The 25,957-nt window shown below is 65.1% G+C and carries 22 protein-coding genes and 7 tRNA genes; 19 read left to right on the forward strand and 10 right to left on the reverse strand.

The genetic code is table 11. The annotated features are described in order from the left end of the window. The first annotated feature begins 377 nt into the window (after positions 1-377). The 9 genes from gltX (at position 378) to NH14_RS25595 (ending at position 3,639) form a co-directional block, all read left to right on the forward strand. Complete coding sequence (gene gltX / locus NH14_RS25555) at positions 378-1,799, forward strand: glutamate--tRNA ligase (RefSeq protein WP_035531941.1); 1,422 nt, start codon at positions 378-380, stop codon at positions 1,797-1,799. Between the two features lie 238 nt (positions 1,800-2,037). Beyond that, positions 2,038-2,113, forward strand: a tRNA-Ala gene (locus NH14_RS25560). Between the two features lie 48 nt (positions 2,114-2,161). Then, positions 2,162-2,237, forward strand: a tRNA-Glu gene (locus NH14_RS25565). A gap of 86 nt (positions 2,238-2,323) precedes the next feature. Then, positions 2,324-2,400 (forward strand) — tRNA-Asp (locus NH14_RS25570). Positions 2,401-2,468: 68 nt separating this feature from the next. Continuing rightward, positions 2,469-2,544, forward strand: a tRNA-Glu gene (locus NH14_RS25575). A gap of 92 nt (positions 2,545-2,636) precedes the next feature. After that, positions 2,637-2,713 (forward strand) — tRNA-Asp (locus tag NH14_RS25580). A gap of 56 nt (positions 2,714-2,769) precedes the next feature. Beyond that, positions 2,770-2,845 (forward strand) — tRNA-Glu (locus NH14_RS25585). Between the two features lie 92 nt (positions 2,846-2,937). Beyond that, positions 2,938-3,014: transfer RNA gene (locus NH14_RS25590), tRNA-Asp, on the forward strand. A gap of 160 nt (positions 3,015-3,174) precedes the next feature. Continuing rightward, positions 3,175-3,639 (forward strand): GNAT family N-acetyltransferase, encoded by a 465-nt coding sequence (locus NH14_RS25595; RefSeq protein WP_035532019.1) that lies wholly within the window; start codon positions 3,175-3,177, stop codon positions 3,637-3,639. 67 nt (positions 3,640-3,706) lie between these two features. Here NH14_RS25595 and NH14_RS25600 read toward each other — a convergent pair whose 3' ends face one another. Continuing rightward, entirely contained in the window at positions 3,707-4,606 is a 900-nt protein-coding gene (locus NH14_RS25600; protein WP_084225829.1) for an AraC family transcriptional regulator, read from the reverse strand. A gap of 163 nt (positions 4,607-4,769) precedes the next feature. Here NH14_RS25600 and NH14_RS25605 point away from each other — a divergent pair, with 163 nt between their 5' ends. Beyond that, on the forward strand, positions 4,770-5,171 hold the full coding sequence (locus tag NH14_RS25605) for a gamma-glutamylcyclotransferase family protein (RefSeq protein ID WP_035531939.1): 402 nt from the start codon (positions 4,770-4,772) through the stop codon (positions 5,169-5,171). A 113-nt stretch (positions 5,172-5,284) separates the two neighbouring features. Here NH14_RS25605 and aceB read toward each other — a convergent pair whose 3' ends face one another. Both aceB and NH14_RS25615 read right to left on the reverse strand, forming a co-directional pair. After that, complete coding sequence (gene aceB, locus NH14_RS25610; RefSeq protein WP_035531938.1) at positions 5,285-6,877, reverse strand: malate synthase A; 1,593 nt, start codon at positions 6,875-6,877, stop codon at positions 5,285-5,287. A gap of 62 nt (positions 6,878-6,939) precedes the next feature. Continuing rightward, positions 6,940-7,719 (reverse strand): haloacid dehalogenase type II, encoded by a 780-nt coding sequence (locus NH14_RS25615; RefSeq protein ID WP_035531936.1) that lies wholly within the window; start codon positions 7,717-7,719, stop codon positions 6,940-6,942. 168 nt (positions 7,720-7,887) lie between these two features. Here NH14_RS25615 and NH14_RS25620 point away from each other — a divergent pair, with 168 nt between their 5' ends. Both NH14_RS25620 and NH14_RS25625 read left to right on the forward strand, forming a co-directional pair. Then, complete coding sequence (locus NH14_RS25620) at positions 7,888-8,799, forward strand: LysR family transcriptional regulator (protein WP_028219462.1); 912 nt, start codon at positions 7,888-7,890, stop codon at positions 8,797-8,799. 211 nt (positions 8,800-9,010) lie between these two features. Then, positions 9,011-9,445, forward strand: coding sequence for a universal stress protein (locus tag NH14_RS25625; RefSeq protein WP_035531934.1), 435 nt, complete (start codon positions 9,011-9,013; stop codon positions 9,443-9,445). Positions 9,446-9,637: 192 nt separating this feature from the next. Here the strand turns inward: NH14_RS25625 and aceA are convergent, their stop codons facing one another. The 3 genes from aceA to NH14_RS25640 all read right to left on the reverse strand — a co-directional run bounded on the left by aceA (position 9,638) and on the right by NH14_RS25640 (position 13,729). Further along, entirely contained in the window at positions 9,638-10,945 is a 1,308-nt protein-coding gene (gene aceA / locus NH14_RS25630; RefSeq protein ID WP_035531932.1) for an isocitrate lyase, read from the reverse strand. A 383-nt stretch (positions 10,946-11,328) separates the two neighbouring features. Then, positions 11,329-13,068: a DEAD/DEAH box helicase gene (locus NH14_RS25635; protein ID WP_035531929.1), complete on the reverse strand. Its 1,740-nt coding sequence runs from the start codon at positions 13,066-13,068 to the stop codon at positions 11,329-11,331. 391 nt (positions 13,069-13,459) lie between these two features. Continuing rightward, complete coding sequence (locus tag NH14_RS25640) at positions 13,460-13,729, reverse strand: acyl-CoA-binding protein (protein ID WP_035531926.1); 270 nt, start codon at positions 13,727-13,729, stop codon at positions 13,460-13,462. 162 nt (positions 13,730-13,891) lie between these two features. Here NH14_RS25640 and tsaB point away from each other — a divergent pair, with 162 nt between their 5' ends. The 4 genes from tsaB to NH14_RS25660 are packed head-to-tail and all read left to right on the forward strand — an operon-like array spanning position 13,892 to position 17,289. Beyond that, on the forward strand, positions 13,892-14,692 hold the full coding sequence (gene tsaB, locus NH14_RS25645) for a tRNA (adenosine(37)-N6)-threonylcarbamoyltransferase complex dimerization subunit type 1 TsaB (protein ID WP_035531924.1): 801 nt from the start codon (positions 13,892-13,894) through the stop codon (positions 14,690-14,692). Then, positions 14,689-15,183 carry a ribosomal protein S18-alanine N-acetyltransferase gene (rimI, locus tag NH14_RS25650; RefSeq protein ID WP_035531922.1) on the forward strand — a complete coding sequence of 165 codons (495 nt, stop codon included), beginning with the start codon at positions 14,689-14,691 and terminating at the stop codon, positions 15,181-15,183. The genes tsaB and rimI overlap by 4 nt, the downstream gene beginning before the upstream one ends. Further along, complete coding sequence (locus NH14_RS25655) at positions 15,170-16,168, forward strand: uracil-DNA glycosylase (RefSeq protein WP_035531920.1); 999 nt, start codon at positions 15,170-15,172, stop codon at positions 16,166-16,168. Before rimI ends, NH14_RS25655 begins: the two co-directional genes overlap by 14 nt. 2 nt (positions 16,169-16,170) lie before the next feature. Continuing rightward, complete coding sequence (locus NH14_RS25660; RefSeq protein WP_052148409.1) at positions 16,171-17,289, forward strand: DUF1853 family protein; 1,119 nt, start codon at positions 16,171-16,173, stop codon at positions 17,287-17,289. Positions 17,290-17,332: 43 nt separating this feature from the next. On the opposite strand, the gene thiD is transcribed toward NH14_RS25660, so the two are convergent. Then, positions 17,333-18,139, reverse strand: a complete 807-nt coding sequence (gene thiD / locus NH14_RS25665; protein WP_035532014.1) for a bifunctional hydroxymethylpyrimidine kinase/phosphomethylpyrimidine kinase — start codon at positions 18,137-18,139, stop codon at positions 17,333-17,335. A gap of 61 nt (positions 18,140-18,200) precedes the next feature. Next, complete coding sequence (lplT, locus tag NH14_RS25670) at positions 18,201-19,511, reverse strand: lysophospholipid transporter LplT (protein WP_035531915.1); 1,311 nt, start codon at positions 19,509-19,511, stop codon at positions 18,201-18,203. A 219-nt stretch (positions 19,512-19,730) separates the two neighbouring features. On the opposite strand from lplT, the gene alr reads away from it, so the two are divergent. The 3 genes from alr (at position 19,731) to NH14_RS25685 (ending at position 22,601) form a co-directional block, all read left to right on the forward strand. Beyond that, positions 19,731-20,801: an alanine racemase gene (alr, locus tag NH14_RS25675; RefSeq protein ID WP_035531911.1), complete on the forward strand. Its 1,071-nt coding sequence runs from the start codon at positions 19,731-19,733 to the stop codon at positions 20,799-20,801. A 21-nt stretch (positions 20,802-20,822) separates the two neighbouring features. Further along, the gene (gene radA, locus NH14_RS25680; protein WP_035531908.1) at positions 20,823-22,199 is read left to right on the forward strand and encodes a DNA repair protein RadA; all 1,377 of its coding nucleotides are present in this window, start codon (positions 20,823-20,825) and stop codon (positions 22,197-22,199) included. Positions 22,200-22,331: 132 nt separating this feature from the next. After that, positions 22,332-22,601: a DUF2866 domain-containing protein gene (locus NH14_RS25685; protein ID WP_035531905.1), complete on the forward strand. Its 270-nt coding sequence runs from the start codon at positions 22,332-22,334 to the stop codon at positions 22,599-22,601. Positions 22,602-22,724: 123 nt separating this feature from the next. Here NH14_RS25685 and NH14_RS25690 read toward each other — a convergent pair whose 3' ends face one another. Together NH14_RS25690 and NH14_RS25695 are read right to left on the reverse strand one after the other, a co-directional pair. After that, positions 22,725-23,894, reverse strand: a complete 1,170-nt coding sequence (locus NH14_RS25690; protein ID WP_084225828.1) for a CaiB/BaiF CoA transferase family protein — start codon at positions 23,892-23,894, stop codon at positions 22,725-22,727. 66 nt (positions 23,895-23,960) lie between these two features. Beyond that, on the reverse strand, positions 23,961-25,910 hold the full coding sequence (locus NH14_RS25695; RefSeq protein ID WP_035531902.1) for an ATP-binding cassette domain-containing protein: 1,950 nt from the start codon (positions 25,908-25,910) through the stop codon (positions 23,961-23,963). Positions 25,911-25,957: the final 47 nt, after the last annotated feature.

A 25,957-nucleotide genomic window follows, 5' to 3' on the forward strand; every position in this document is an offset into this window, starting at 1 on the left:
ACATGATAAGGCAAAGCCATGCGCGCTTACGTTGTGTGCGTGTAACGCGATGTGTCGGCGAATCCCGATGCGACGGATCGACAACGGCCGGGCATTCTGCGCCTCGCGGATGCGCCCGGCGCTTTCCCCCATGCGCGGCCGAACCGGTGCGCGGCGGGTATAATCCCGTCTCTAATTTTCCCGGTTTTCCGTTCGCGTCTTGCACTTGCCGTGTCGCGCTGCGCCGCGCTGCTTCCGAGCCCGCATCGCCATGGCTACACGCCTGCGCGAACCTTCGCCGCCCACCGTCGACTGTAGTTCGCCTGCTGCGCCGCTCGTATCGAGCACGCCGCGGCGCCTGACGGTCGCCGGGCGGCACCGTCCTCGAGTATTCGCACATGACCACGACCCCCGTCCGTACCCGCTTTGCGCCGAGCCCGACCGGCTTCATCCACCTCGGCAACATTCGCTCCGCGCTTTATCCGTGGGCGTTCGCGCGCCACAACAAGGGCGCCTTCGTGCTGCGGATCGAGGACACCGATCTCGAGCGTTCGAGTACCGAAGCGGTCGACGCGATCCTCGAAGGCATGCAATGGCTCGGTCTCGATTTCGATGAGGGCCCGTTCTACCAGATGCAGCGCATGGACCGCTATCGCGAAGTGCTCAAGCAGATGCAGGATCAGGGCCTCGTGTACCCGTGCTATATGTCGACCGAAGAACTCGACGCGTTGCGCGAGCGCCAGCGCGAGGCGGGCGAAAAGCCGCGCTACGATGGCACGTGGCGCCCGGAGCCCGGCAAGGTCCTGCCGACGCCGCCCGCGGGCGTGCAGCCGGTGCTGCGTTTTCGCAACCCGCTCACGGGCGTGGTCGCATGGGACGACGCCGTGAAGGGCCGCGTGGAAATCTCGAACGAAGAGCTCGACGACCTCGTGATCGCGCGCCCGGACGGCACGCCGACCTACAACTTCTGCGTGGTCGTGGACGACATCGACATGAAGATCACGCATGTGATTCGCGGCGACGATCACGTGAACAACACGCCGCGCCAGATCAACATCCTGCGCGCGCTGGGCGCCGAGCCGCCCGTCTATGCTCACCTGCCGACGGTGCTCAACGAGCAGGGCGAAAAGATGAGCAAGCGTCACGGCGCGATGAGCGTGATGGGTTATCGCGACGCCGGCTACCTGCCGGAGGCGGTGCTGAACTACCTCGCGCGCCTCGGCTGGTCGCACGGCGATGCGGAGGTGTTCACGCGCGAACAGTTCGTCGAATGGTTCGATCTCGACCATCTGGGCAAATCGCCGGCGCAGTACGACCACAACAAGCTCAACTGGCTCAACAACCACTACCTGAAGGAAGTCGACAACGTTCGCCTCGCCGAGCTCTCGAAGCCGTTCTTCGCGGCGTTGGGCGTGGACGAGGCAGCGCTGGCGAAGGGGCCGGCGCTGGACGGCGTGGTGGCGCTCTTCAAGGACCGCGCAACGACCATCAAGGAAATCGTCGAGAGCGCGATGATGTTCTATCGCGAGCCGCAGCCCGAAACGGATGCGCTGGCGCAGCACGTAACTGACGCCGTGCGTCCGGCGCTTGCCGACCTCGCGAGCGCGCTCAAGGGCGTGGAGTGGACCCGGGAGGCCATTTCGGCCGCCTTCAAGACGACGCTGGGCGCGCACAAGCTGAAGATGCCGCAACTCGCTATGCCGGTGCGCCTGTTCGTGGCGGGCACGACGCACACGCCGGCGATCGACGCGGTGCTCGCGCTGTTCGGCCGTGATGTGGTCGTGAGCCGCATCGAGCAGGGCCTTGCGAAGGGCGCCTGAAAGGGGACGCGTAAAAATATTTGAAGATTTTTTGCTCTGGCACTAGCGCTGGAGCGGGAGTTCTTGTAGTATTCGGGCTCCGTTGAATACGGAGCGCGAAACAGCGGTAAGTTTCACGCAAAGAGTGGTCGAATCAAGCAACGATGTTTCGCAGAAACCTCGAAGCGATGAAAAAAAGATTCGAAACGCTCTTGACGAAAGCGAAATTGATGTTTAAAATCTCGCTTCTGTTCTGCAAGGGGGTATAGCTCAGCTGGGAGAGCGCTTGCATGGCATGCAAGAGGTCAGCGGTTCGATCCCGCTTACCTCCACCAACAGAACAGCGTAGTAAAGTGTAGCAAGGCATTATCTGAAAAGATTATGTCCCCTTCGTCTAGAGGCCTAGGACATCACCCTTTCACGGTGAGTACAGGGGTTCGAATCCCCTAGGGGACGCCAGACATGAGCGTCATCGAGCAAATCGTAACGATATCGATGAGGCAGCAGGTGGGAATCAACCGACGCCCATCTGTCTATGTCGAACTGGAGCGGTAGTTCAGTCGGTTAGAATACCGGCCTGTCACGCCGGGGGTCGCGGGTTCGAGTCCCGTCCGCTCCGCCAGATAGAAGCCCGTTCAGAAATGTTGAGCGGGCTTTTTAGTTGAAGTGTTATAGGTGCAAGCCTGTGTTGTCCCCTTCGTCTAGAGGCCTAGGACATCACCCTTTCACGGTGAGTACAGGGGTTCGAATCCCCTAGGGGACGCCAAAATAAAATGCGGCGCCACAAGTAGTAATACGAGCAGCAGGGCGACGCCGCCAGCGGGTTCTAACCGACCGCCGGTGCAGCAAAGCAGGACTGGAGCGGTAGTTCAGTCGGTTAGAATACCGGCCTGTCACGCCGGGGGTCGCGGGTTCGAGTCCCGTCCGCTCCGCCAGATTCGATCTGCCCAGTGTATCGGGTGGAATGTGGTTCAAGGCGCAAGCCTGTGTTGTCCCCTTCGTCTAGAGGCCTAGGACATCACCCTTTCACGGTGAGTACAGGGGTTCGAATCCCCTAGGGGACGCCAAAATAAAATGCGGCGCCACAAGTAGTAATGCGAGCAGCAGGGCGACGCCGCCAGCGGGTTCTAACCGACCGCCGGTGCAGCAAAGCAGGACTGGAGCGGTAGTTCAGTCGGTTAGAATACCGGCCTGTCACGCCGGGGGTCGCGGGTTCGAGTCCCGTCCGCTCCGCCAGAATCAAAGCCCGCTGGATTTCCAGCGGGCTTTTTCTATTTCTCTCTCCCATCTCCACGCCGCAGCCACGCGGATACGGACAAACGGCCATTGCCTGAGCCGGCGCGTTATCGTAGCGTTGTCGGAACTTCGTATTTCGCGTTTTGCCGCGTTGCCTGCCATGTTCGCACCGAACGACATTCCGTCGCGCTTCCAGTTGCGTCACGCCACCATGGACGACTTCGAGTTCGCCGAGTCGCTGACGCGCCGGAACATGGGCGGCTATTACGTGCGTCATCATCTGATCTGGCGCGGCGACCTCTTCCTGGCCAGCTACCGCGAATCGGAGAATTTCATCCTCGAAATCGATGGCGAGGCCATTGGGGTGCTGCGCGTGACGCAAGAGGCCGACTCGCTGCATATACGCGACGTGCAGATCGCCGAGGGCTACCGCGGCAACGGAGCGGGGACCTTCCTGCTCGACATGTCGCATCGCTGGGCGCGCGAGCGAGGCCTGCGCGAATTGCAGTTGCGCGTGTTCGTCGACAATCCCGCGGCGCGGCTCTATCTGCGCATGGGCTACCGGGTGGCGGGGCCGCGCCTCGCGCGCCTTGGCTCGATCCGTCACATGACGCGGCCCGTCTGACGAATTTCACGAGATCTCCGCGCGAAGCAAGGCTATAGCGCTCCAGCGCTTGGCCAGCCGCGCCTGCTCAAACGTCGTGCTGTGCCGTGCCGGGTCCCGGAGGTGCTGCCCCGATTGGCGTGTCGGTCGCCATGTCGTCTTCATGCGGGCGCGATTCCCGCTCGCCTGTCCCGCGCGCAATGAACGCACGCGGGCTTTCGCCGAACGCGCGTCGGAACATCGCCGAAAACGCGCTCTGGCTCTGGTAGCCCAGCTCATGGGCCACAATGGCCATCGGCTTGCCCTGGTTCAGGAGGGGAATCGCACGCGCGAGGATCGCCTGCTGGCGCCACTGCGAAAAACTCACGCCGAGCTCCTGCCGGAAGAGTCGCGCGATCGTGCGTGTGCTCGCGCCCACGTGCGCCGCCCAGTATTCGAGTGAACCCGGTCCGGCGGGATCGGCGAGCAGCGCCTCGCAGAGCGAGCGCAAACGCTTTTCCTCTGGCATCGGCACCGAGAGCGGCAGCGGCGCCGAGCGCGTGATTTCGTCGAGCGCCACGGCGCCCAGCAGGCGCTCGCGCGCGGGGTCGATGCCGCGTTCGTCGAACGCGGCGATTGCCTCGCGCAGCAGACCGGACACCTCCACCACGCGGCAGGCGTCGAGCCCGGGCGGAATGACCGAGGCATCGACATAAAGCGTGCGCAGGAACGCATCTTCGACGATCGCCACCTCGTGCGTGACGAACGGCGGAGCCCAGATCGCCCGTGAAGGCGGGACCATCCAGGTCGTACCGGGCGTTGCCATGCGCAGCACGCCGCGCGACGCGTAAGCAAGCTGCGCCCATGCATGCGTGTGCCGCGCAATGCGCACGCCGGCGGCCATGGGCCGCGAGCGCACGCGGATCGGGTGCGCGGGCGTCGGCTCGAACTCGGGGGGAATGTCGGCGAGCTCGGCGGGCGGCAAGGCGGCGGGCGAGGAAAAGGGCATGGTGGATCGGCGCGTTTCTGTGCGCATTATTGTAGGCGCGCGTCCGCATGGCTGTCCGAATGTACCCATCGGCATGGACGCAGGCGCATAATGCTGCGGGTTTGCCGCGCGCGGTATCGGCATCAGGCAATCGACAGGCAACCGGGAGTCAGGAGCACAAGCAATGAAGTACGTATTCATCTACGGCACGCTGCGCGCGGGCGAGATCAACGACATCAATCTCGCGGCGTCACGCAATGCGATCCGGCCGCCGCGTCTCGTGGGCCGTACGGCGGTGGCGGGTCACCTGTTCGACTTCGGGACGTACCCGGGGATGATTGCCGATGCGCAAGCCGAGCCGGTGATCGGCGAGGTCTACGAGGTCGACGACGCGCTGGTGGCAGTGCTCGACGATATCGAGCAGGTGTATCCGGGCGTCGACGGGCTGTTCGTGTCCCAGAAGGTGAGCGTGGAGGTGGCGGGGGAGCGGCTCGAATGCCTGTTCTATCCGGTGGTGCGCCATGCGGTGCAAGGGCGGCCGCGGATTCATGGCGGCGACTGGATCGCGCACCGCCTCGCGCGCTGATCGGCGCGCAGCACGGTGTAGAAGTGCTGCTAGACGCACAAAGTAAGCGCACAAAGGCCCGGCGGATTTACATCCGCCGGGCCTTTTTCATCGATCGGTCGTCAGGATAACGATTAGATCTCTTCGTACAGCGGCAGCGTCAGGAAGTCGACGAAGTTCTCCGAAGTCGACATCGCTTCGAAGATCACCGAAGCGCGCTCGTACGGCTTGGTGTTGGTGCCGATCTCGGTCTTCACTTTGGCGAGTTCTTGCGGGATCAGTTCACGCACGAGTTCGGCCGTGACCTTGCGGCCGTCTTCGAGCTTGCCCTTCGGCGAGCGGATCCACTGCCAGACTTGCGCGCGCGAGATTTCCGCGGTTGCCGCGTCTTCCATCAGGTTGTGGATCGGCACGCAGCCATTGCCCGCGAGCCATGCGCCCAGGTAGTGAATGCCGACGTTGATGTTGTTGCGCAGGCCGGCTTCGGTGATCGGCGCTTCCGGACGGAAGTCGAGCACGTCCTTGGCCGTCACATTGACGTCGGGGCGCTGCTTGCTGAGCTGGTTGGGCTTGTCGCCGAGCACCTTCACGAACTCTTCCATCGCGATGGGCACGAGGCCCGGGTGCGCAACCCAGCCGCCGTCGTAGCCGTCGCCGGCATCGCGTGCCTTGTCCGAACGCACGCCGCCCATGGCCTTGTCGTTCGCTGCGGGGTCGTTCTTGATCGGGATCAGCGCGCTCATGCCGCCGATGGCCGGCGCGTTGCGGCGGTGGCAGGTCTTGAGCAGTTCGAGCGCGTAGGCGCGCATGAACGGCGACGTCATCGTGATCTGCGAACGGTCGGCGAGGCAGAAGTCCTTGTCGTTCTTGAACTTCTTGATGGCCGAGAAGATGTAGTCCCAGCGGCCGGCGTTCAGGCCCGAGCTGTGCTCGCGCAGTTCATAGAGGATTTCGTCCATCTCGAACGTGGCGAGGATCGTCTCGATCAGCACCGTGGCGCGGATCGTGCCGCGCGGGATGCCCACGGCTTCCTGCGCGGCGACGAAGATGTCGTTCCACAGGCGCGCTTCGAGATGGCTTTCCATCTTCGGCAGGTAGAAGTATGGGCCGCTACCGCGTGCAACCAGCTCCTTCGCGTTGTGGACCAGATAGAGCGCGAGATCGAAGACACCGCCCGAGACGCGCTGGCCGTCGACCGTCACGTGCTTTTCGTCGAGGTGCCAGCCGCGCGGACGCACGATCAGCGTGGCGGTCTTTTCGTTGAGCTTGTACGTCTTGCCGTTTTGTTCCAGCGAGATCGTGCGGCGCACGGCGTCTTTGAGGTTGATCTGACCGGTGATCTGATTGTCCCAGCTCGGCGCGTTCGAATCCTCGAAGTCGGACATGTAGGAGTCCGCACCGGAGTTCAGCGCGTTGATGATCATTTTGCGCTCGACCGGGCCCGTGATTTCGACGCGGCGGCATTCGAGATCCTTCGGCAGCGGTGCGATCTTCCAGTCGCCTTCGCGGATCGACTTCGTTTCAGCGAGGAAGTCGGGGCGCTCGCCGGCGTCGAGGCGCTTGGTGCGCTCGACGCGCGCCTTGAGCAGTTCCTGACGACGCGGCTCGAATGCACGGTGCAGCTTTGCAACGAGTTCGAGCGCTTCGGGCGTGAGGATCGTTTCGAAGCCGGGCTTGATTTCAGCCGAGATCTGCATGCCTTGCGGCAGGTTCAACGTGTTCGCCATGATTGCTTGCTCCTTGGTCGGTCAGACTTTGAATGCGGTGGTTGTTGTAATGACTGTGCCCATCAGGACGACTTCGTCACGCGCCCGGGCTGGGGCGCGGGGCGGCTTCGCTCGGCAGGCACAGCGGTTTCGAGAAAGGCGGCGAGTTCTGCCATGCCGCCGCCGGTGCCGTGCGGCGGCACACCGAGTTCTTCGGCGGGCAGTCGCTGGCGGTTGATCCAGAATGTGGTGTAGCCGAACCAGGCGGCGCCGGCTGCGTCCCAGCCGTTCGACGACACGAACACCATGTCGCGCGGCGCGGCGTCGAACGCGGTGGCACCAAGCGCATAGGCGGCCGCGGCCGGTTTATAGGCGCGCACGGCGTCGACTGAGAGCACGTGGTCGAACAGGCCGGTCATTCCGGCGCTTTTCACCGCGATGTCGAGCATCTGCGGATTGCCGTTCGAGAGGATGGCGAGGCCCATGCGCGTGCCGTCCGCAGCCGGCGCACGCAGGCGGCGCAGCACGGGCAGCACGTCGGGGAAGGCCGAGAGGCAGGCGTATTCGTCCATCAGCCGCTTTTCGCCCGCGCCGGAAAGCGGAAGGTTCAGGCGGCGCGCCGCGTAGCGCAGCGCGTCGAGCGTGATATCCCAGAAGGGGCGGTAGCGCGTGCCAGCGGGGTCCGAGAGCGTGCGCAACTGCGTGTATTCGATCTGCTTCAGGCGCCAGAGCTGCGAGAGCGCGTCGCCGTGACCGGGAAACATCTGCTCGGCTGCGGCAACGACCGAGTGCACGTCGAAGAGCGTGCCATATGCGTCGAAGATCACAGCCTTGGGGAATCGTGGTGTCGTTGTGGCCGACATAGCCTTGCACTCCATCATCAGAGGTCGGAACGAATTGTATTCATTGTCATGGGTACTGAAAAAGACGGGATTGATCACTTGATCTTTTACTTTTACCCACCTAATCTGACGCTCTAGAGGATTTTTTCTATCAAGGCTGTTGCGTAATTCCGTTTTCCTGGTTTTCCGATGGATCGCTTCAAACAAATCGAAACCTTCGCCAACGTCGCGGCGAAGGGCAGTCTTTCCGCAGCGGCGCAGGCCGAAGGCGTCGCGCCCGCCATCATCGGACGGCGCATCGACGCGCTCGAAGAGCGGCTCGGCGTGAAGCTGTTCGTGCGCACCACGCGCCGCATTACGCTGACGTTCGAGGGCTCCGCGTTCCTCGAAGACTGTCAGCGCATCATTCACGACATGCAGAATGCGGAGGCCAGCGTTTCCGCGGGCGGCGTGAAGGCGAGCGGGCACCTGCGCGTGTCCGCGCCGGCGGGCTTCGGCAGGCGGCACGTCGCGCCGCTCGTGCCCGATTTCACGTCCGCGCACCCCGACGTGACAACCACGCTCGACCTCTCGGACCGGCTCGTCGACCTCGTCAACGAGGGCTTCGATTGCGCGGTGCGGCTGGGCGAACTGCCCGATTCGTCGCTCGTTTCGCTCAAGCTCGGCGAAAACCGGCGCGTTTGCGTGGCGTCGCCCGCGTACCTGTCGCGGCGCGGCGCGCCCGAGACGCTGGCCGATCTCGCGCGCCACAACTGTCTCGCGCTCGGCGCGAGCAGCGCGAACCAGCAGCGCGGCTGGACTTTTCAGCAAGACGACAAAGTGGTGTCGATTCGCGTCTCCGGCACGATGGAATGCTCGGACGGCGCAGTGCTGCACGAATGGTGTCTCGAAGGCTACGGCCTCGCGTGGCGCTCGTGGTGGGAAGTCGGTGAGGATATCGCGGCAGGCCGGCTCGCGAGCGTGCTCGACGCGTATGCCGCGCCGCCCATCGGCATACACGCCGTGTTTCCTCAGCGCCGGCACTTGCCGTTGCGCGTGCGCCTCTTTCTCGACTTTCTCAAGCATACCTACGGTCAGCCGGGTTACTGGGGCCAGGATTGAGCCCCGGTGGTTCGTGTTTCCGCCTCGGCGTTCGGGGCAGTTCGGGGCAGTGCATCCGCGTTTCCGATATGCGGAGATGCCCGCATGCACGCCGTGCGCTGTTTATTGGCGCACTACAATCGATCTGAGGGCGTAGCGGGGCGCCGTGCGAGGGCCAAGGCGCGGTTCGCGAGGCCCCGGATGCAGTGAGCACGGGAACACGGAGGGCGCCATGTTCAAGCACATCCTCGTTCCGACCGATGGCACCGACCTGTCGAAAAAGGCGATTGACGGCGCGATCGATCTCGCGCGGACGGTGGGCGCCCGCGTTACGGCCTACGCATGTCTGCCGCAATATCCATACTCGCCTTACGCCGATGTCGTGATCGAGCTGCCCGGCGACTTCCAGACCCGCAGCGAGCGCGAGGCGCGCCTCCATCTGCAGGAAGTGGAGGAGGCGGCGCATAGCGTGGGCGTCACCTGCGACTCCTGCACCAGCGTGCATCCTGCGCCTTATCTCGGCATCATCGAAGCCGCCGAAAACTGCGGCTGCGACGTGATATTCATGGCGTCGCACGGGCGTCGCGGTCTGGGCAGCCTGTTGATCGGCAGCGAGACGCAGCGCGTGCTCACGCATACGAAGATTCCGGTGATCGTCTACCGATAGCGCGTAGCCGCAGTTGGCGCATGGACATGCACGGCCGATGTCCATGCGCCTTCCGTGGCTTGCTTCACTACACCTGGCGCGGGTGCGGCGGTGGCGGCGTCCGGCAGGCCCCGCCAAGGACTTGCGAACCGGCTGCCGCGCCGTGCGTCCGGCGCCAGAAAAGAGCAGGGGGCGCGCCCCCTGCGGGCGGTCTTACGCCACCTTCTTGTCGAAGAACTGCTCGTCTTCGGTCGAACCGTGCAGCGCCGTGGTCGACGCTTCGCGCTCGACCGTTTGCGTCACTGCGTCGAAATAGCCCGTGCCCACCTCGCGCTGATGCTTCACGGCCGTGAATCCCTTTTCGGCCGCGGCGAACTCGGCCTGCTGGAGCTCGACGAACGCGCTCATGTTCTGGCGCGCATAGCCGTGCGCGAGGTTGAACATCGAGTAGTTCAGCGAGTGGAAGCCCGCCAGCGTGATGAACTGGAACTTGTAGCCCATCGCGCCGAGTTCGCGCTGGAACTTTGCGATCGTCGCGTCGTCGAGGTTCTTCTTCCAGTTGAACGACGGCGAGCAGTTGTAGGCGAGCATCTTGCCCGGGTACTCCTTCTGGATCGCTTCAGCGAACTTCTTCGCGAACTCGAGATCCGGCTTGCCCGTTTCGCACCAGATCATGTCGGCGTAGGCCGCGTAGGCAAGGCCGCGCGAGATCGACTGCTCGAGGCCGTTGCGCGTGCGGAAGAAGCCTTCCACCGTGCGCTCGCCCGTGAGAAACGGCTTGTCGTTATCGTCGATGTCGGAGGTGACGAGGTCGGCGGCTTCGGCGTCGGTGCGCGCGAGCAGCACGGTCGGCACACCGCAGACGTCGGCGGCCAGACGCGCGGCCGTCAGCTTGGCGACGGCTTCGCGGGTCGGCACGAGCACCTTGCCACCCATGTGGCCGCACTTCTTCACCGAAGCGAGCTGATCTTCAAAGTGCACGCCGGCCGCGCCTGCTTCGATCATCGCCTTCATCAATTCGAACGCGTTGAGCACGCCGCCGAAGCCTGCTTCAGCGTCGGCCACGATCGGCTGGAAGAAGTCGACATAGCCTTCGTCGCCGGGGCTCTTGCCTTCGGACCACTGAATCTGGTCGGCGCGCGTGAGCGTGTTGTTGATGCGCTTGACCACCTGCGGCACCGAATTGGCCGGGTAAAGCGACTGGTCCGGGTACATTTCGCCGGCAAGGTTGGCGTCGCCGGCGACTTGCCAGCCCGACAGATAGATGGCCTTGAGGCCGGCCTTCACCTGCTGCATGGCCTGATTGCCCGTGAGCGCGCCGAGCGAGTTGATGAAGGGCTCGGTGGTCACGCCTTTCCAGAGCTTTTCGGCGCCGATCTTCGCGAGCGTGTGCTCGGGCTGGACCGAACCGCGCAGGCGCACCACGTCGTCAGCCGTGTAGTTGCGCTTGACGCCCTTCCAGCGCGGGTCCGTTTCCCATTGCTGTTGAAGTTGCTGTGCTTGCTCTTGACGGGTCGACATGATGGGCTCCTTCGTTTACCTGGAAATAAACCAGTGATCGGAACTGCTGAACCGCTTGGTTTCGCGAAGGGTGTTTCATTTCGCGAACTCTTATATAAGAGTCTAGGCAAATCGATCGCCCCGCAACAGGCAGGAGAAAGAGATTTTTCGTAAATTTTAATTCAATAAATTCAATGTGTTACGGTGTTTATTTTGCGATAAGAAACGGAATTTTCCATCTTGCAACGAACCTATTTGTGCCCCGCAACACGATTTTTTACGAAGCAAAAAAATTTTTTGCATCGTGAAATTTTGAGCGCGGACAAAAAAAGACCGGTGACGAGCACCGGTCCTTTCAACATCAATGGGCGGGCGGACATTGCCATCCGTCCCCGCACGCTGATTTAGCTGTCGCGACGTGCGCCGCGCGGGCCGTCGTTGCGGCGCGCGCCGTAGCCTTCACGCGAACGGCCATAGCCGTCGCCGCGCGGCTGGCCGTAGCCGCCGCGGTTATTGCCTTCGCCGCGCGAGGCGCCATAGCCGCCTTCACGCTGACCATAGCCGCCACGCGAGCCTTCCGAACGGTTGCCCCAGCTATTGCCGTTGCGCTCGCCGTTGGACGAACGCTCGCCAAAGCTGCGCTCGCCTTGCGGACGGTCGCCGTAGCTGCGCTCGCCGCCACGGTTGCCGCCGTAATTGCCATAGCCACCCGGCTTGCCGCTGCCATTGCCGAAGCGACGGCCACCGCCATTGCCGCCGCCCGGACGGCCACGGCCGCCAAAGCCGCGGTTCGAGGGCGGCGCCTTGCGCGGCTCGAAGCCTTCGATCACGTTGACCGGCAGCGGTGCGCGCACGAAGCGCTCGATGCGCTTGAGGGCACCTTGCTCGGCGTGATGCACGAGGCTCACTGCGATGCCCGAGCGGCCCGCGCGGCCCGTGCGGCCGATGCGGTGCACGTAGTCTTCGGCGAACTTCGGCAGGTCGTAGTTGAACACGTGCGTGATGCCGGGGATGTCGATGCCGCGCGCCGCGACGTCGGTGGCGACGAGCACGCGCACGCGGCGCTCGCGCAGTGCGCGGATCGTGCGGTTGCGCGCGCCTTGCGGCAGGTCGCCGTGCAGTGCGGCGGTTTCGAAGCCGGCGTCGGCGAGCTTGCCCGCGAGCTGGTCCGCATCCATCTTGGTCGCCGTGAACACGACGGCCTGGTCGAGGCTCTCGTCGCGCAGCAGGTGATCGAGCAGGCGGTCCTTGTGATCGCGGTCGTCCACATAGTGAACGGTTTGCGCGATGTTCGAGTTCGCTTCGACCTTGCGCACGATCTCGATGCGCTCGGGGTCCTTGAGCAGGCGGCCCGTGATCGACGCGATCTTGCCGTCGAGCGTGGCCGAGAACAGCATCGTCTGGCGCGACTCGGGCGTGGCCGCGACGATCGTGTCGATGTCGTCAATGAAGCCCATATCGAGCATGCGGTCGGCTTCGTCGAGCACGAGCATCTTCAGCTCAGACAGGTCGATGCGGCCGCGTTCGAGGTGGTCGAGCAGGCGGCCCGGCGTCGCCACGAGAATCTCGGGGTTCTTCGCGAGCAGCATGAGCTGCTGGCCGTAGGCCACGCCGCCCAGAATGCTGACGGTGCGCAGGCGGCGCAGATGCTGGCCGTAGGTCGACGCAGCCGTGGTCACCTGCATGGCGAGTTCACGCGTGGGCGTGAGCACGAGCAGGCCGGGGCGCGCGACCGGTTGCGGACGGCGCTGGCGGCGGTCGCCCTGGCCTTGCTGGCCGGGTTGACCTTGCGGACGCGGCTCGCGCGGTTGAGCGGCCTGGGCCTTTTGCAGCTGCGCGAAGCGTTCGATCGCGGGCAGCATGAAGGCAGCGGTCTTGCCCGAGCCGGTCGGGCTGGAGACCAGCAGGTCGCGGCCCGCGATGGCGGCAGGAATGGCGCGTTCCTGCACGGGCGTCGGGGCCTTGTAGCCCGCCGCGGTCAGCGCGGAGACGATCTCCGGCGACAGACCGAGCGATGCGAACGTCGGGCCTGCGGGCGTGTCGTCGGCCTGCACGGCGGCTTCAGGAGCAGCGGTGGCGGCGTCGAGACCGAGGGCGTCGTTGGCAATCGCGTCGAGGGGGCTTTGGGTATTGCTCGAAGTCATGAAAATCCTTGGTACACAGGAAATAGAACGTCGGCGCCAATCGGCATACCCAAGTCGTCTGAATTTGCGAGCAAATCGAAAAACGGGGGCAATCCGCACCGCACAAGGGCGAAGGACGGATTTTCGTTAGAAGCTGTTTTGGGTGCGGCTTAGCCGGGATTGGCCAACCGCCAGCCTGATATTGACGGCCCGAAAACTGGGCCATGGCAGGGGGGACAGGTTCTAAACTGGATTGGAGCTTAACGCTACGGGGCGTATTGCTGATCGCAAAGGCGACCGGAGCGCAACGCAGCGCGTATTGTATCTCTTTTTGTTGCAGTGCGCCAGCAATCGTTTCGTCCGTGTTGAGGCGATGCCGCTCGCCGGCGCATGGTGTTGCTTCTGGTTCCTTCTAGTTCGCGGCGCCGCCCTTGAGCGATTCGACGACCTCGACGTACTGCGCCTTCGCGGCATCCTGCGCGGTGCCTTGCAGCGCAGCCCACGCCTCGTACTTGTACTTGCCGACGATATCGGTGAATCCAGGCTTGTCGCCGTGCACGTCGCCTTCGGTGGCCTGCTTGAAGAGCGCGTACAGGCGCAGCAGCGTCAGGTTGCCCGGGCGCTCCGGCAGCTTTTGCACGTCTTGCTGGGCCTGCTCGAATTGGGCATTCACATCGCTCATTGTTTTTCCTCCACTGGATGATCGGAACAGCCCGGCGATGGTAGCAGCGCCGTCCGCCAAGGGGCTGGAACCATTCCTCCATTCTATGGAGGCGAAGGGCCGGGACGCATGGGCCATGCCTGGTCGGCGACTGCACGAAGGCGGCGCATTACAATAGCGCTCATGACTGAAACCGTGTTGCTTGCCCTCGATACCTCGACCGAATACTGCTCGGTCGCATTGCTTCGCGCCGCCGCGTCCGCTGGCGGCGCATCCGGATCCGCCAGCGAGGCGCCGCCCGAGCCGCGCGTCTGGACCCGCCATGAAGCCACCGGCGCTGTCTCCAGCACGCGCCTCTTGCCGGCCATCGGCGAACTGCTGGCGGAAGCGGGGCTCGCGCTGGCCGACTGCGATGCGATTGCGTTCGGCGCGGGCCCGGGCTCGTTTACCGGCCTGCGCACCGCCACGGGCGTCGCCCAGGGCCTGGCGTTCGGCCTCGACATTCCCGTGGTGCCCGTGAGCACGCTGCTCATTTGCGCCGAAAGCGCGCGCATGCGCGATCCGGCGGCAACACGCGTGCTCGCGGCGCTCGACGCGCGCATGGACGAAGCGTACTGGGCCGATTACGTATGGGACGCTGCCGCGAACGACTGGCGCACGCTGCGCCCGGCGTCGCTCGATGCGCCCGAGGCCATCGCCGCGCCCGACGAACCGTTCACGCTCGCGGGCAATGCGGCGGTGGCATTCGGTGCGCGCCTCGTCGCGTCGAAGAGCGCGCGCACCATCGACGCTGAAGCCCTGCCGCACGCGCTGCCGCTCGCGCACGCCGCGCTGCGCGCATTGCGCGCGGGCCGCACGCGTCGTGCCGACGAGGCCGCGCCCGAATACGTGCGCAACAAGGTCGCGCAGACCACGGCCGAGCGCATGGCGGCCAAGGCGGCGCAGGGTGGGGTGCAGAATAGTGGCGGTGAGGGGGAGCGATGAGCGGCGTGCTGATGACGGACCGCTACCTCTCGCAGATGACCGAGAGCGATCTCGACGAGGTCGTGGTCATCGAAAAATCCGCGTACGAATTCCCGTGGTCGCGTGGCAACTTCGAAGACTCGTTGCGCAACGGCTACTTTGGCGTGTGTATGCGCCATGTGACGGGAACGCTGATCGGCTATTGCGTGCTGATGCCGGTCGTCGACGAGATGCATCTGCTGAACCTGTGCGTCGCTCCACCGGCGCAGGGCCTGGGCGCGGGCCTTGCGTTGCTGCGCGAAGCCGTGCGCCTCGCGCGTGCGCAGCAGCTCGAAGGGTTATTGCTGGAAGTGCGGCCGTCGAATCATCGGGCGATCCGGCTCTACGAGCAGTTTGGCTTCGTCACCATCGGGCGGCGCAAGAATTACTATCCGGCTCGCCATCACACCCGTGAAGACGCAATCGTGATGCGTTTCTCTTTTGCAATGGAGGGCGCCGATGCCGCTCGATGAGACCGCCCTGGAGGAGCTCGGCCTCGCGCCGCGGTGGGTGCGCCGGGGCATGGCGGCGGCGCCGTCGTCCGCGGAATCGATGACGGCTGCCAGCGCAAGCCAGGCCGTGGCCGTGCAAGCCGGGCAGGCCGTGCCGGACGCAGCGCCGCGAACCGAGTCGACGCCGCAACCGGTTGCGCAGCGCGTAGCAACGCAAGCTTCGCAACAAGGCGCCGACGCCCAGGCGCCGGTTTCTCCGCAGCCGCCGTCCGACTTGGGCCGTGGCCGTGCAGCCGCCGAGCCAGTTCAGGTCGCCCAGACCGCGCAGGAAGAACCGCCGCCTCTGACCGAAGACGATTTCGCGTGGTTCGACGCCATGCCTGAGCCGTCGCTGCCGCATGATCTGGAGCCGGCTCCTGCTCCGCGCGAAGACATCGCGACGCTCGACTGGGATGAGCTCGCCGAACGCGTGGCTTCCTGCACACGTTGCCGTCTGTGCGAGAAGCGCACCAACACCGTGTTCGGCGTGGGCGATCGCTCTGCGGAGTGGATGCTGATCGGCGAGGCGCCGGGCGAAAACGAAGATCGTCTCGGCGAGCCGTTTGTCGGCCAGGCGGGCAAGCTGCTCGACAACATGCTGAAAGCGTTGTCGCTCGCGCGCGGCGAGAACGTGTACATCGCAAACGTCATCAAATGCCGCCCGCCGGGCAACCGCAATCCAGAGCCCGACGAGGTCGCGCGCTGCGAGCCGTATCTGCAACGCCAGGTGGCGCTCGTGAAGCCGAAGATCATCGTCGCCCTGGGGCGCTTCGCCGCGCAAAGCCTGCTGCGGACCGACGGCAGCATCGCCTCGCTGCGCGGGCGCGTGCACCAGTACGAGGGCGTGCCCGTGATCGTCTCGTATCACCCCGCGTATCTGCTGCGCAGTCTGCACGACAAATCGAAGGCATGGGACGACCTGTGCCTCGCCCGTGACACCTGGCGCGCGGCAGGCGGCCAGCGATGACGATGAGGCGGCCCGCGGATGCCTCGTCGGGCGATCTGGCCGCCGCCGGCTCCAGTAAGCCGCTGCTCGATTCGCTCTACCAGGATCTCACCGATCCGGTCGTACGCGATCTCGCATGGCTGCTGTTCAGCGCCGATTTGTTGCGTGAGCAACCTCATGCGCCGCTTGCCGAGCTATGGGCGAGCGATGAGGAAGCGAATGCCGCCGCTGCGTGGCTCATACAACTCGATCGCGATCCTGCCCGCCTGCATGCCTCGCTCGACGCCACGCGCCTCACGCGACTGGGCCGCTATGCCGAAACGCTGCTCGGCTGGTTTCTCGCCCATGGACCGGCGCCCCGGCTAGTTGCGGCGAACGTCGCACTGCGGCGCGCTGGCCTCACGCTGGGCGAATGCGACTTCCTTGTGGAGACGCGCGACGGCCAACGGCTCCATTGGGAACTGGCGGTGAAGTGGTACATGCATTTGGGCGCGGCGGAGAACGGCACGCCGGGGCTCGCCGATTTCGTCGGGCCGAACCTGCGCGACCGCTTCGATTTGAAGCTCGCGCATTTGCGCGATCACCAACTGCGCTTGAGTGCGCGCGAAGAGTTCGCGTGGCTCGGTTATCCAGGTCCGTGGCTCGCGCAGATGTTCTGGAAGGGCTGGCTTTTTTATCGCGCGGGAAAGGGGGCGGGCGTGCCGCCGGGCGACCCGCCAGAACTCGCTGAGCAGCATGGGCGCGGCTGGTGGGTCACGCAGGCGGATTGGGCCGATTTCGCGGATCGTGAAGGTGCGGATGGCTGGAGCGTGCTGCCGCGGCTCGCCTGGCTGGCGCCACGGCGTATCGGGGCGAGCGGTGGGCAATGCTTGCCGATGCCCCACGGGGAGATCGATCGGCAGAAGGGGGGCAGCGGCGCCAGGCACTATCGCGAGGTGCACGGCGATGCGCTCGCGGCTCGCGGAACCGTGGCCGCGCCAGTGCCGGGCGAAACGTTGCTCGCGGACCTTGCGCAAGTTCACGAGCCCGTGATGGTCGCTGCCTTTGTGGCCGATGGCGCGGGCGGCTACGTCGAGCGCTCGCGCGGCTTCATCGTTCCGGACGACTGGCCGTCGCGCGCCCAGGCCTTTGCGCGCCCTTGACGTCGACTACGACGTCACTCGCGGCAAGCGCGGCAAGCGGGACTCACCACCAGCGCCAGAAGTGATGCACCGGGCCGACGCCATGGCCCACGTCGAGCCGCTTGCTCGCTTCGAGCGCGCCGGTGAGATACGTCTTCGCCTGCGTGACGGCGTCCGCGAGCGTCGCATGCTGCGGCCACAGCGCGGCAATCGCCGAGGAGAGCGTGCAGCCCGTGCCATGCGTGTTCGTCACCGGCACGCGCGGCCCGCCCAGACGCAACGTCCCGCCGGCTTCGATCAGCCAGTCGGGACTGTCGGGGCCGCCGAGATGGCCGCCTTTCATCAAAACGGCTTGCGCGCCGAGTGCGCGCAGCGCCTCGCCTTGTTCGACCATCGCGGCTTCGTCGGTTGCCGGCGCCACGCCGAGCAGCGCCGCGGCCTCAGGCAGATTCGGCGTGACGACGCCCGCGAGCGGCAGCAGTTCTTCGCGCAGCGCCGCCACGGCCTCGGGCGCTAGCAGCGCGTGATTGCTCTTCGAAATCATCACCGTGTCGAGCACGATGCGCGGCGGCCGGTGGCGGCGCAGTGCATCGGCGACGGCACGCACGATCGATGCGTTGGCAAGCATGCCGATCTTCACGGCATCGATGCGGATGTCCTCGAACACGGCGTCGAGTTGCGCCGTGACGAAACCCGCATCGGGCGCGTGGATGGCGGTGACGCCGCGGGTGTTCTGCGCCGTGAGTGCGGTGATGACGCTCGCGCCATAGGCGCCGAGCGCGGAGAAAGCCTTGAGGTCGGCCTGGATGCCTGCGCCGCCGCCCGAGTCGGAGCCGGCGATCGTGAGGACATTGGAAATCGGTGAGGTCATGGCAGCGTCGCTAATGCGTCGCGCGCCGGGCCCGCAGGCCACCGCCGCGCACACGCGGGATTCAGTGGCGATGATTTTCGCCGATCAGCGCGACCGAGTCGAACGAGCGCTGATTGGCCTGGTGGCGGCGCATCACGAGCCACATCATCAGGCAGACGAAGGTGCCAAACAGCACGATCACGATGGTCACCGGCACGTCGAGCCAGACGAGTACGGCATAGAGGCACAGCATCACGAGCACTGAGAGGTTCTCGTTGAAGTTCTGCACGGCGATCGAGTGGCCGGCGGAGAGCAGTACGTGGCCGCGATGCTGGAGCAGCGCGTTCATCGGTACGACGAAGAAACCCGAGAGCCCGCCGACTACCATCAGGAAAATATAGGCGAACACGAGGTAACCCGGAATGCGCATATGGCCGATATGCAGGCCCCAGTGCGGCGGAAACAGGTTGCGCGTGTAAAACGCCATGAGCATGACGGCGAAGCCCATCATGATGCCCACCGGCAGCACCGAGAGCGACTTCTTGAGCGGCACGCGCGCGGCGGCGATCATCGCGCCGGCGGCGACGCCCACGGCCACCACGGCTTGCAGCACCGCGCTTTCCGAGAGCGACATGCCGAGCGACACTTCGGCCCATTTGAGCACGATGAATTGCAGCGTCGCGCCGGCGCCCCAGAACAGCGTTGTGACCGCGAGCGAAATCTGGCCGAGCTTGTCGCGCCAGAGGATGTTGAAGCACTCGGCGAAGTCGGTGATGAGGCGGATCGGTCCGTGCTGCTGGCGCGGATAGCGCGCGCCGGTGTCGGGAATGCGCAGATTGAAGAGTGCGGCGATTACGTAGATCACCATGATCACGAGCATCGCGGCTTCGGCGGGGGTGTTGATCGAGGCGGGCGTGTGGCGAAGGATGTGGGCGGCGATGTGCGGGCTGATCAGCGCGCCGCCAAGCACCGTGCCGAGGATGATCGAACCGACCGTGGTGCCTTCGATCCAGCCATTGGCGGCCACGAGGCGCTCAGGCGGCAGCAGTTCCGTGAGAATTCCGTATTTGGCCGGCGAATAGGCCGCCGCGCCGAAGCCAACCACGCCATAGGCGAATAGCGGATGCGTGCCCGCTAGCATGATGGCGCAGCCCACGACCTTGATCGTGTTCGTAATGAACATGACCTGGCCTTTGGGGCGGGAATCGGCAAAGGCGCCGACGAATGCGGCAAGAACAACGTAGGACAGGACGAAGAACAGCTTGAGCAGCGGCGTCATCCAGTTCGGGGCGTGGAGGTCTTTCAGCAGTGCAATTGCAGCGATGAGGAGCGCATTGTCGGCCAACGACGAAAAAAACTGCGCGGCCATGATGGTGTAAAAGCCTTTTTTCATCTGATGCGATGCTTTCCTCGCTGCGGTCCGTCCGCCCCGGACGGGTGGGAGGCATCCGGGCTTTATTACGTTCGAAATGGGTTGTGCGCAGGGCTTTATATCATGAAAATAGTGTGGTTCGGACTAGCACATTCCTTGACCGCCTGTCAGACGGGCTTGGCGGGTGCTGAAAACACCCTGTAAGCTCCTGATTCAAAAGCGTCTTTGCGAAAAAATCCCATGCCTCGCCCCCTTTCCGCCACGATTCACACCGCTGCTCTCGCCAATAATCTCGCCGTCGTCCGCAAATATGCGCCGCAGTCGAAAATCTGGGCCGTGGTCAAGGCCAATGCCTACGGCCACGGGCTGGCGCGCGCCTTTCCCGGCCTGCGCGCGACCGACGGTTTTGGCCTGCTCGACCTCGAAGAAGCGGTGAAGTTGCGCGAACTGGGCTGGGCCGGGCCGATCCTGCTGCTGGAGGGCTTCTTCCGGCCGACCGACATCGACGTCATCGATCGCTACAGCCTCACCACCGTGATCCATTGCGACGAGCAGATGCGCATGCTCGAAATGGCGCGCCTGTCCAAGCCGCTCAACGTTCAGCTCAAGATGAACAGCGGCATGAACCGGCTCGGCTACACGCCGGAGAAATACCGCGCGGCGTGGGAGCGCGCGCGCGCCTGCCCCGGCATCGGCCAGATCACGTTGATGACGCACTTTTCTGACGCCGACACGCCGCGCGGCATCGGCGAGCAGATGGCGGCGTTCGAGCGCGGCGCGCAAGGCATCGCGGGCACGCGCAGCCTTGCGAACTCGGCGGCCACGCTCTGGCATCCCGAATCGCATTTTGACTGGGTGCGCCCCGGCATCATTCTGTATGGCGCGTCGCCTTCGGGCGTGGCCTCGGCGCTCGACGGCGTCGGTTTGCAGCCGGCCATGACGCTTGCCTCGGAAATCATCGCCACGCAGACCATCGCCGAAGGCCAGAGCGTCGGCTATGGTTCGATCTTCACGGCGCGTCAGCCGATGCGCATCGGCGTGGTGGCCTGCGGCTACGCGGACGGCTATCCGCGCGTCGCGCCCGAAGGCACGCCCGTGATCGTCGACGGCGTGCGCACGCGCGTGGTCGGGCGTATCTCCATGGACATGCTCACGGTCGATCTCACGCCGGTGCAGGGCGCGGGCGTGGGCGCGCGCGTCGAGCTGTGGGGCGCGAATCTGCCGATCGACGATGTCGCGCAAGCGTGCGGCACGATCGGCTACGAGCTGATGTGCGCGGTCGCGCCGCGTGTGCCGGTTCGCGCGGAATAACTGAACACCATGGCAAAAAGCATGGCGAAGGCGAAGACGCTCTATATCTGCACCGAATGCGGCGGACAGGCGCCGAAATGGCAAGGACAGTGCCCCGCGTGCGGCACGTGGAACACCCTGGTGGAAAGCGTTGCGGAGCCGGCCGGCAATCACCGCTTTCAGGCGCTGGCGAAGAGCGCGCCGGTTCGGCGTCTGGCCGATATCGAGGCGTCCGACGTGCCGCGTTTCACCACCGGTGTCGGCGAGTTCGACCGCGTGCTGGGTGGCGGGCTGGTGGCGGGCGGGGTGGTGCTGATCGGCGGCGATCCGGGCATCGGCAAGTCCACGCTGCTGTTGCAGTCGCTCGCGCAGATCGCGGCCGAGCGGCGCGCGCTCTACGTGAGTGGCGAAGAGTCGGCGGCGCAGATTGCGTTGCGCGCGCAACGGCTTGCCTTGCTCGATCCGGGTTCGAAGGCGAGCGAGCTGCAATTGCTCGCCGAGATCCAGCTCGAAAAAATCCAGGCGACCATCGAGGCCGAAAAGCCCGACGTCGCCGTGATCGACTCCATCCAGACGATCTATTCGGAGGCGCTCACGTCGGCGCCCGGGTCCGTTGCGCAGGTGCGGGAGTGCGCCGCGCAACTCACGCGCATCGCCAAGCAGTCGGGCACGGCCATCATCATGGTTGGCCACGTGACGAAGGAGGGCAACCTCGCGGGCCCGCGCGTGCTGGAGCACATCGTCGATACGGTGCTGTACTTCGAGGGCGACACGCATTCATCGTTCCGGCTCGTGCGCGCGTTCAAGAACCGCTTTGGCGCGGTCAACGAGCTTGGCGTGTTCGCGATGACCGAGCGCGGGCTGCGCGGCGTGGCCAATCCGTCGGCGCTGTTTCTCTCGCAGCACGAGCAAAGCGTGCCGGGCTCCTGCGTGCTGGTGACCCAGGAGGGCTCACGGCCGCTGCTCGTGGAGGTGCAGGCGCTCGTCGATACGGCGCAGGTGCCCAATCCGCGCCGCCTCGCGGTGGGGCTGGAGCAGAACCGCCTCGCGCTGCTGCTGGCGGTGCTGCATCGCCATGCCGGCATCGGCTGCTTCGATCAGGACGTATTCCTGAACGCGGTGGGCGGCGTGAAGATCACCGAACCGGCCGCCGACCTCGCCGTGCTGCTTTCCATCCACTCGTCGATGCGTAACAAGGCGTTGCCAAAGGGCCTGATCGTTTTCGGCGAAGTGGGGCTCGCCGGGGAGATCCGGCCCTCGCCGCGCGGGCAGGATCGCTTGAAGGAAGCCGCCAAGCTCGGCTTCACCTGCGCGCTGATTCCGCGCGCCAATGCGCCGAAACAGCCGATCGAGGGATTGAACGTCATCGCCGTCGAGCGCATCGAGGAAGCCATCGACCGCGTGCGCGAACTGGAGTAGGCGCGGTGCGACAATGCGGTCTGTCGCGTAATGATTGGTAACAACCCTGGTACGTACTGTAACCCTTTCGTTTCGCGATTTCCCTATCCTTGCCCGGATGCTCAACCCGCATCCAGCGGAAAGGATAGCGACTTGAAACATACAGAATCGTCTTTCGGCATCGGCGGCAGCTCGATCGTCGTGCGCGGCTGCCGGGTCTCCGAGCCGCTCTTGCAGCCTTGGGGCAGCAGCTGCCGCATCGTCGAGTGGATCGACAGCGACGGCCGCATTTCGCGTCAGGTGGTGGCCGGCAACGTGACCGCCGCTCAGGTGCGCAGCACCATTGCGCATCATGTAGAAGGCCGCAAGCACGTGCTTTATGACGACGAACGCTCGCCGCGTCAGACTTTGCCGCGCCGTTAGGTCGGAGCCTTCAGCTCACCTCAGCTCCGCTTCGTTCAATCTTTCTCAATCGTTGTGAAAATGGGTGCTTGATACTCCGCTTCGGAGTTGTCTGGCGCCCATTTTCGTTTGCGACTTCTTCGCTCAACCCCAGGGGCCATAGTTGAACGGTTTCTTGCTGGGTGGCTGGCCGGCTGGCGAGGAGTTGCTCCCGGCCTCCGCGGCGAGCCCGGCCGAGCCCGGGCTGGTTGCGCGGCGCGCGGCGGTTTCGCGTTGGGCAGCGTCGTCCTCGAGCAGGGCCTGCAGCACCTCGGGGTTGAACAGCGGGTGATTGGCTGCCTCGCCGGGCGTGAGGACGGGGGAGACGCAACAATCGATCAACTCGAGCCGGTCGATCCACGTTTGCAGCGTTTCGCCCGCGATGAGCGCAGCCAGCTCGCGCGTGAGCGCCGCCGCGTCCGACCCGCCTGGCGTCTGGCCGAGGCTCCAGTGCCGTTGAGCCCAGTCCTCGCGGCCAATGGCCGTGCACAGCGTCTGCCAGAACTTCAGTTCGAGTGCGCCCACGGCGAGCCAGCGCTCGTCCAGCGTGCGGTACACGTTGTAGCAGGGCACGCCGCCATTGAGCAGGCCGCCGCCGGGCTGGAGCGCCGCCGCGTCGTCGTTGGCGAGGGCGACGTGAGCCATCACGTTGTGGGCATGCGCCTGATGCGCCATCGAAACATCGACGAAGCGGCCTTCGCCGCCACGCGCCACGTGCCAGAGCGCGGCGAGGATCTGCGCGAGCGCGGCCTGCGCGCCGCCGAGCAGGTCGGCGATCTGGAAGTTCGGCAGCACGGGCTCGCCTTCGCGCGTGGAGATCTGGTCGAGCACGCCGGCGTACGCTATGTAGTTCAGATCGTGGCCGGCCCGGTCGGAAAACGGCCCCTGCGCGCCATAGCCGCTGATCGCGCAGTAGACGAGCTTGGGATTGTTCGCGCGCAAGGTTTCGTAGCCGAGGCCGAGCCGCTCCATCACACCGGGGCGGAAGCTCTCCACGAGCACATCGGCATCGCGCGCGAGCGCGAGCAGCACAGCGCGGCCGCCTTCGGATTTGAGGTCGAGCCGCGTTTCGCGCTTGCCCCGGTTGACGAGCCGGTAGAACGCGCCTGGGCGGCCCGCGACTTCATCCTCGGCGCTTTGCATCATGTTGCGCGCGGCGTCGCCGGCGCCGGGCGGTTCGATCTTCAGCACGTCGGCGCCCATTTCCGCGAGGCGCAGCGTGGCGATGGGGCCAGGCAGGAGGCGGGTCAGATCGAGAACGCGCAGGCCCTGCAATGCGGGAGGTATCGACACTCGCTGTGACACTCGTTTGGCTCCTGATTAGCGGTGGCGCCGGTTGCGTCACCCGATCTGCTCGAGCTCCTCGTGCGCTCCGAGCCAGTCGGCTTCGAGCGTTTCGAGGCGCGCCTGGACTTCGGCTTGACGCCGGATCGCTTCGGTCAGCCGCGTCTTTTGCGCTGGCTCGTAGCTGGCGGGGTCGGCAACGAACGCGTCCAGCGTGCCTTTCTCGGCGTTGAGCGCGTCCATCTCCTTTTCTATCTTGCCGATTTTCGCCTGCAATGGCTTTTTCAGGTGCGAGAGCCGCTGGCGCGTTTCCGCTTCCTGGCGCCGTTGCTCCTTGCGGTTCACGCCGGCGTCGCCCGTTTCGCCGTCGAGCGCATTTGCTGTGCCGAGCGCCGCGCTCTTGATGGCCGCGCGCTGTTCGGCGGCGTGCTGGAGCAACCAGTCGCGGTAATCGTCGAGATCGCCGTCGAACGGTTGCAGGCGGTGCTTCGCCACCAGCATGAACTGGTCGGTCGTGGCGCGCAGCAAATGCCGGTCGTGCGACACGAGGATCAGTGTGCCTTCGAATTGCGCGAGCGCCATGGTGAGCGCGTGGCGCGTTTCGAGGTCGAGATGGTTGGTCGGCTCGTCGAGCAGCAGGAGGTTCGGCTTCTGCCAGATGATGAGCGCAAGCGCGAGACGCGCTTTCTCGCCGCCGGAGAACGGGGCAATGGGCGCCGTGGCCATCTCGCCCGGGAAGTTGAAGCCGCCCAGGAAGTCGCGCAGCTCCTGCTCGCGCGTATCGGGCGCGAGGCGCGTGAGATGCTGCAGCGGCGTGTCGTCGGGGCGCAGCGTTTCCAGTTGATGCTGCGCGAAATAGCCGATTTGCAAGCCCTTGCCGGTGCGCAATTCGCCCGAGAGCGGCGCGAGCGTGGCGGCGAGCGTCTTGATGAGCGTGGACTTGCCTTGCCCATTCGCGCCCAGCAGGCCGATGCGCTGGCCATTCTGGATCGACAGCGCGACGCCTTCGACGATGGGCGTTTCGCTGCCGTCGTCGGCACGGTAGCCGCAACGCACGGTGTCCATCACGAGCATGGGATTGGGCGCGGAGTCGGGGGTGCGGAATTCGAACGTGAACGGCGAGCTCGCGTGCGCGGGCGCGATCAGCTCCATCTTCTCCAGCGCCTTGACGCGGCTCTGTGCCTGGCGCGCCTTGGTGGCCTTCGCCTTGAAGCGGTCGATGAAGCTCTGCAGATGCGCGACGGTCTTCTGCTGCTTTTCGTAGGCGCTTTGCTGGAGTGTCAGTTGTTGTGCGCGCAGGATCTCGAACTGCGAGTAGTTGCCGCCGTAGCGTTTGACTTGCTGGTTCTCCAGATGCAGCGTGACGTTGCAGACCGAATCGAGAAACTCGCGGTCGTGCGAGATCACGACCAGCGTGCCGGGATAGCGGTGGAGCCAGTCTTCGAGCCAGACGATCGCGTCGAGGTCGAGGTGGTTCGTGGGCTCGTCGAGCAGCAGCAGGTCCGAGCGGCACATCAGCGCCTGGGCGAGGTTCAGGCGCATGCGCCAGCCGCCCGAAAAGCTTGCCACGGGCTGTTGGGTTTGCTCCATGGTGAAGCCGAGGCCGAGCAGCAGCGCCTCGGCGCGCGCGGGCGCGGTGTAGCCATCGGCGTCGGCGAAGGCGGCGTGCGCCTCGGCCTCGGCCGCGCCATCGTGGGCTGCGGAAGCGCAGGCGATGCGCGCTTCGATTTCGCGCAGCGCGGCGTCGCCATCGAGCGCGTATTCCAGCGCGTTCTTCTCGACGGCCGGCGTTTCCTGGGCGACGTGGGCAATTTGCCACGACGGCGGCATCGAAAAGTCGCCGGCATCCGCATGCAACTCGCCGCGCAGCACGGCGAAGAGCGTGGACTTGCCCGCGCCATTGGCGCCGACGAGGCCGACCTTTTCTCCCGGATTCAGGGTGAACGAGGTCTGGTCGAAAAGCGGCTTGGTGCCGCGAGCAAGGCTGAATTGATTGAAGCGGATCACGAGAGCGCTGGCGCGGACAAAACCGCGGATAAAACGTAAAGCGCTAT

Origin of the sequence: Paraburkholderia sacchari (assembly GCF_000785435.2) — a bacterium.
In the GTDB taxonomy this organism is placed as follows: Bacteria; Pseudomonadota; Gammaproteobacteria; order Burkholderiales; family Burkholderiaceae; genus Paraburkholderia; species Paraburkholderia sacchari.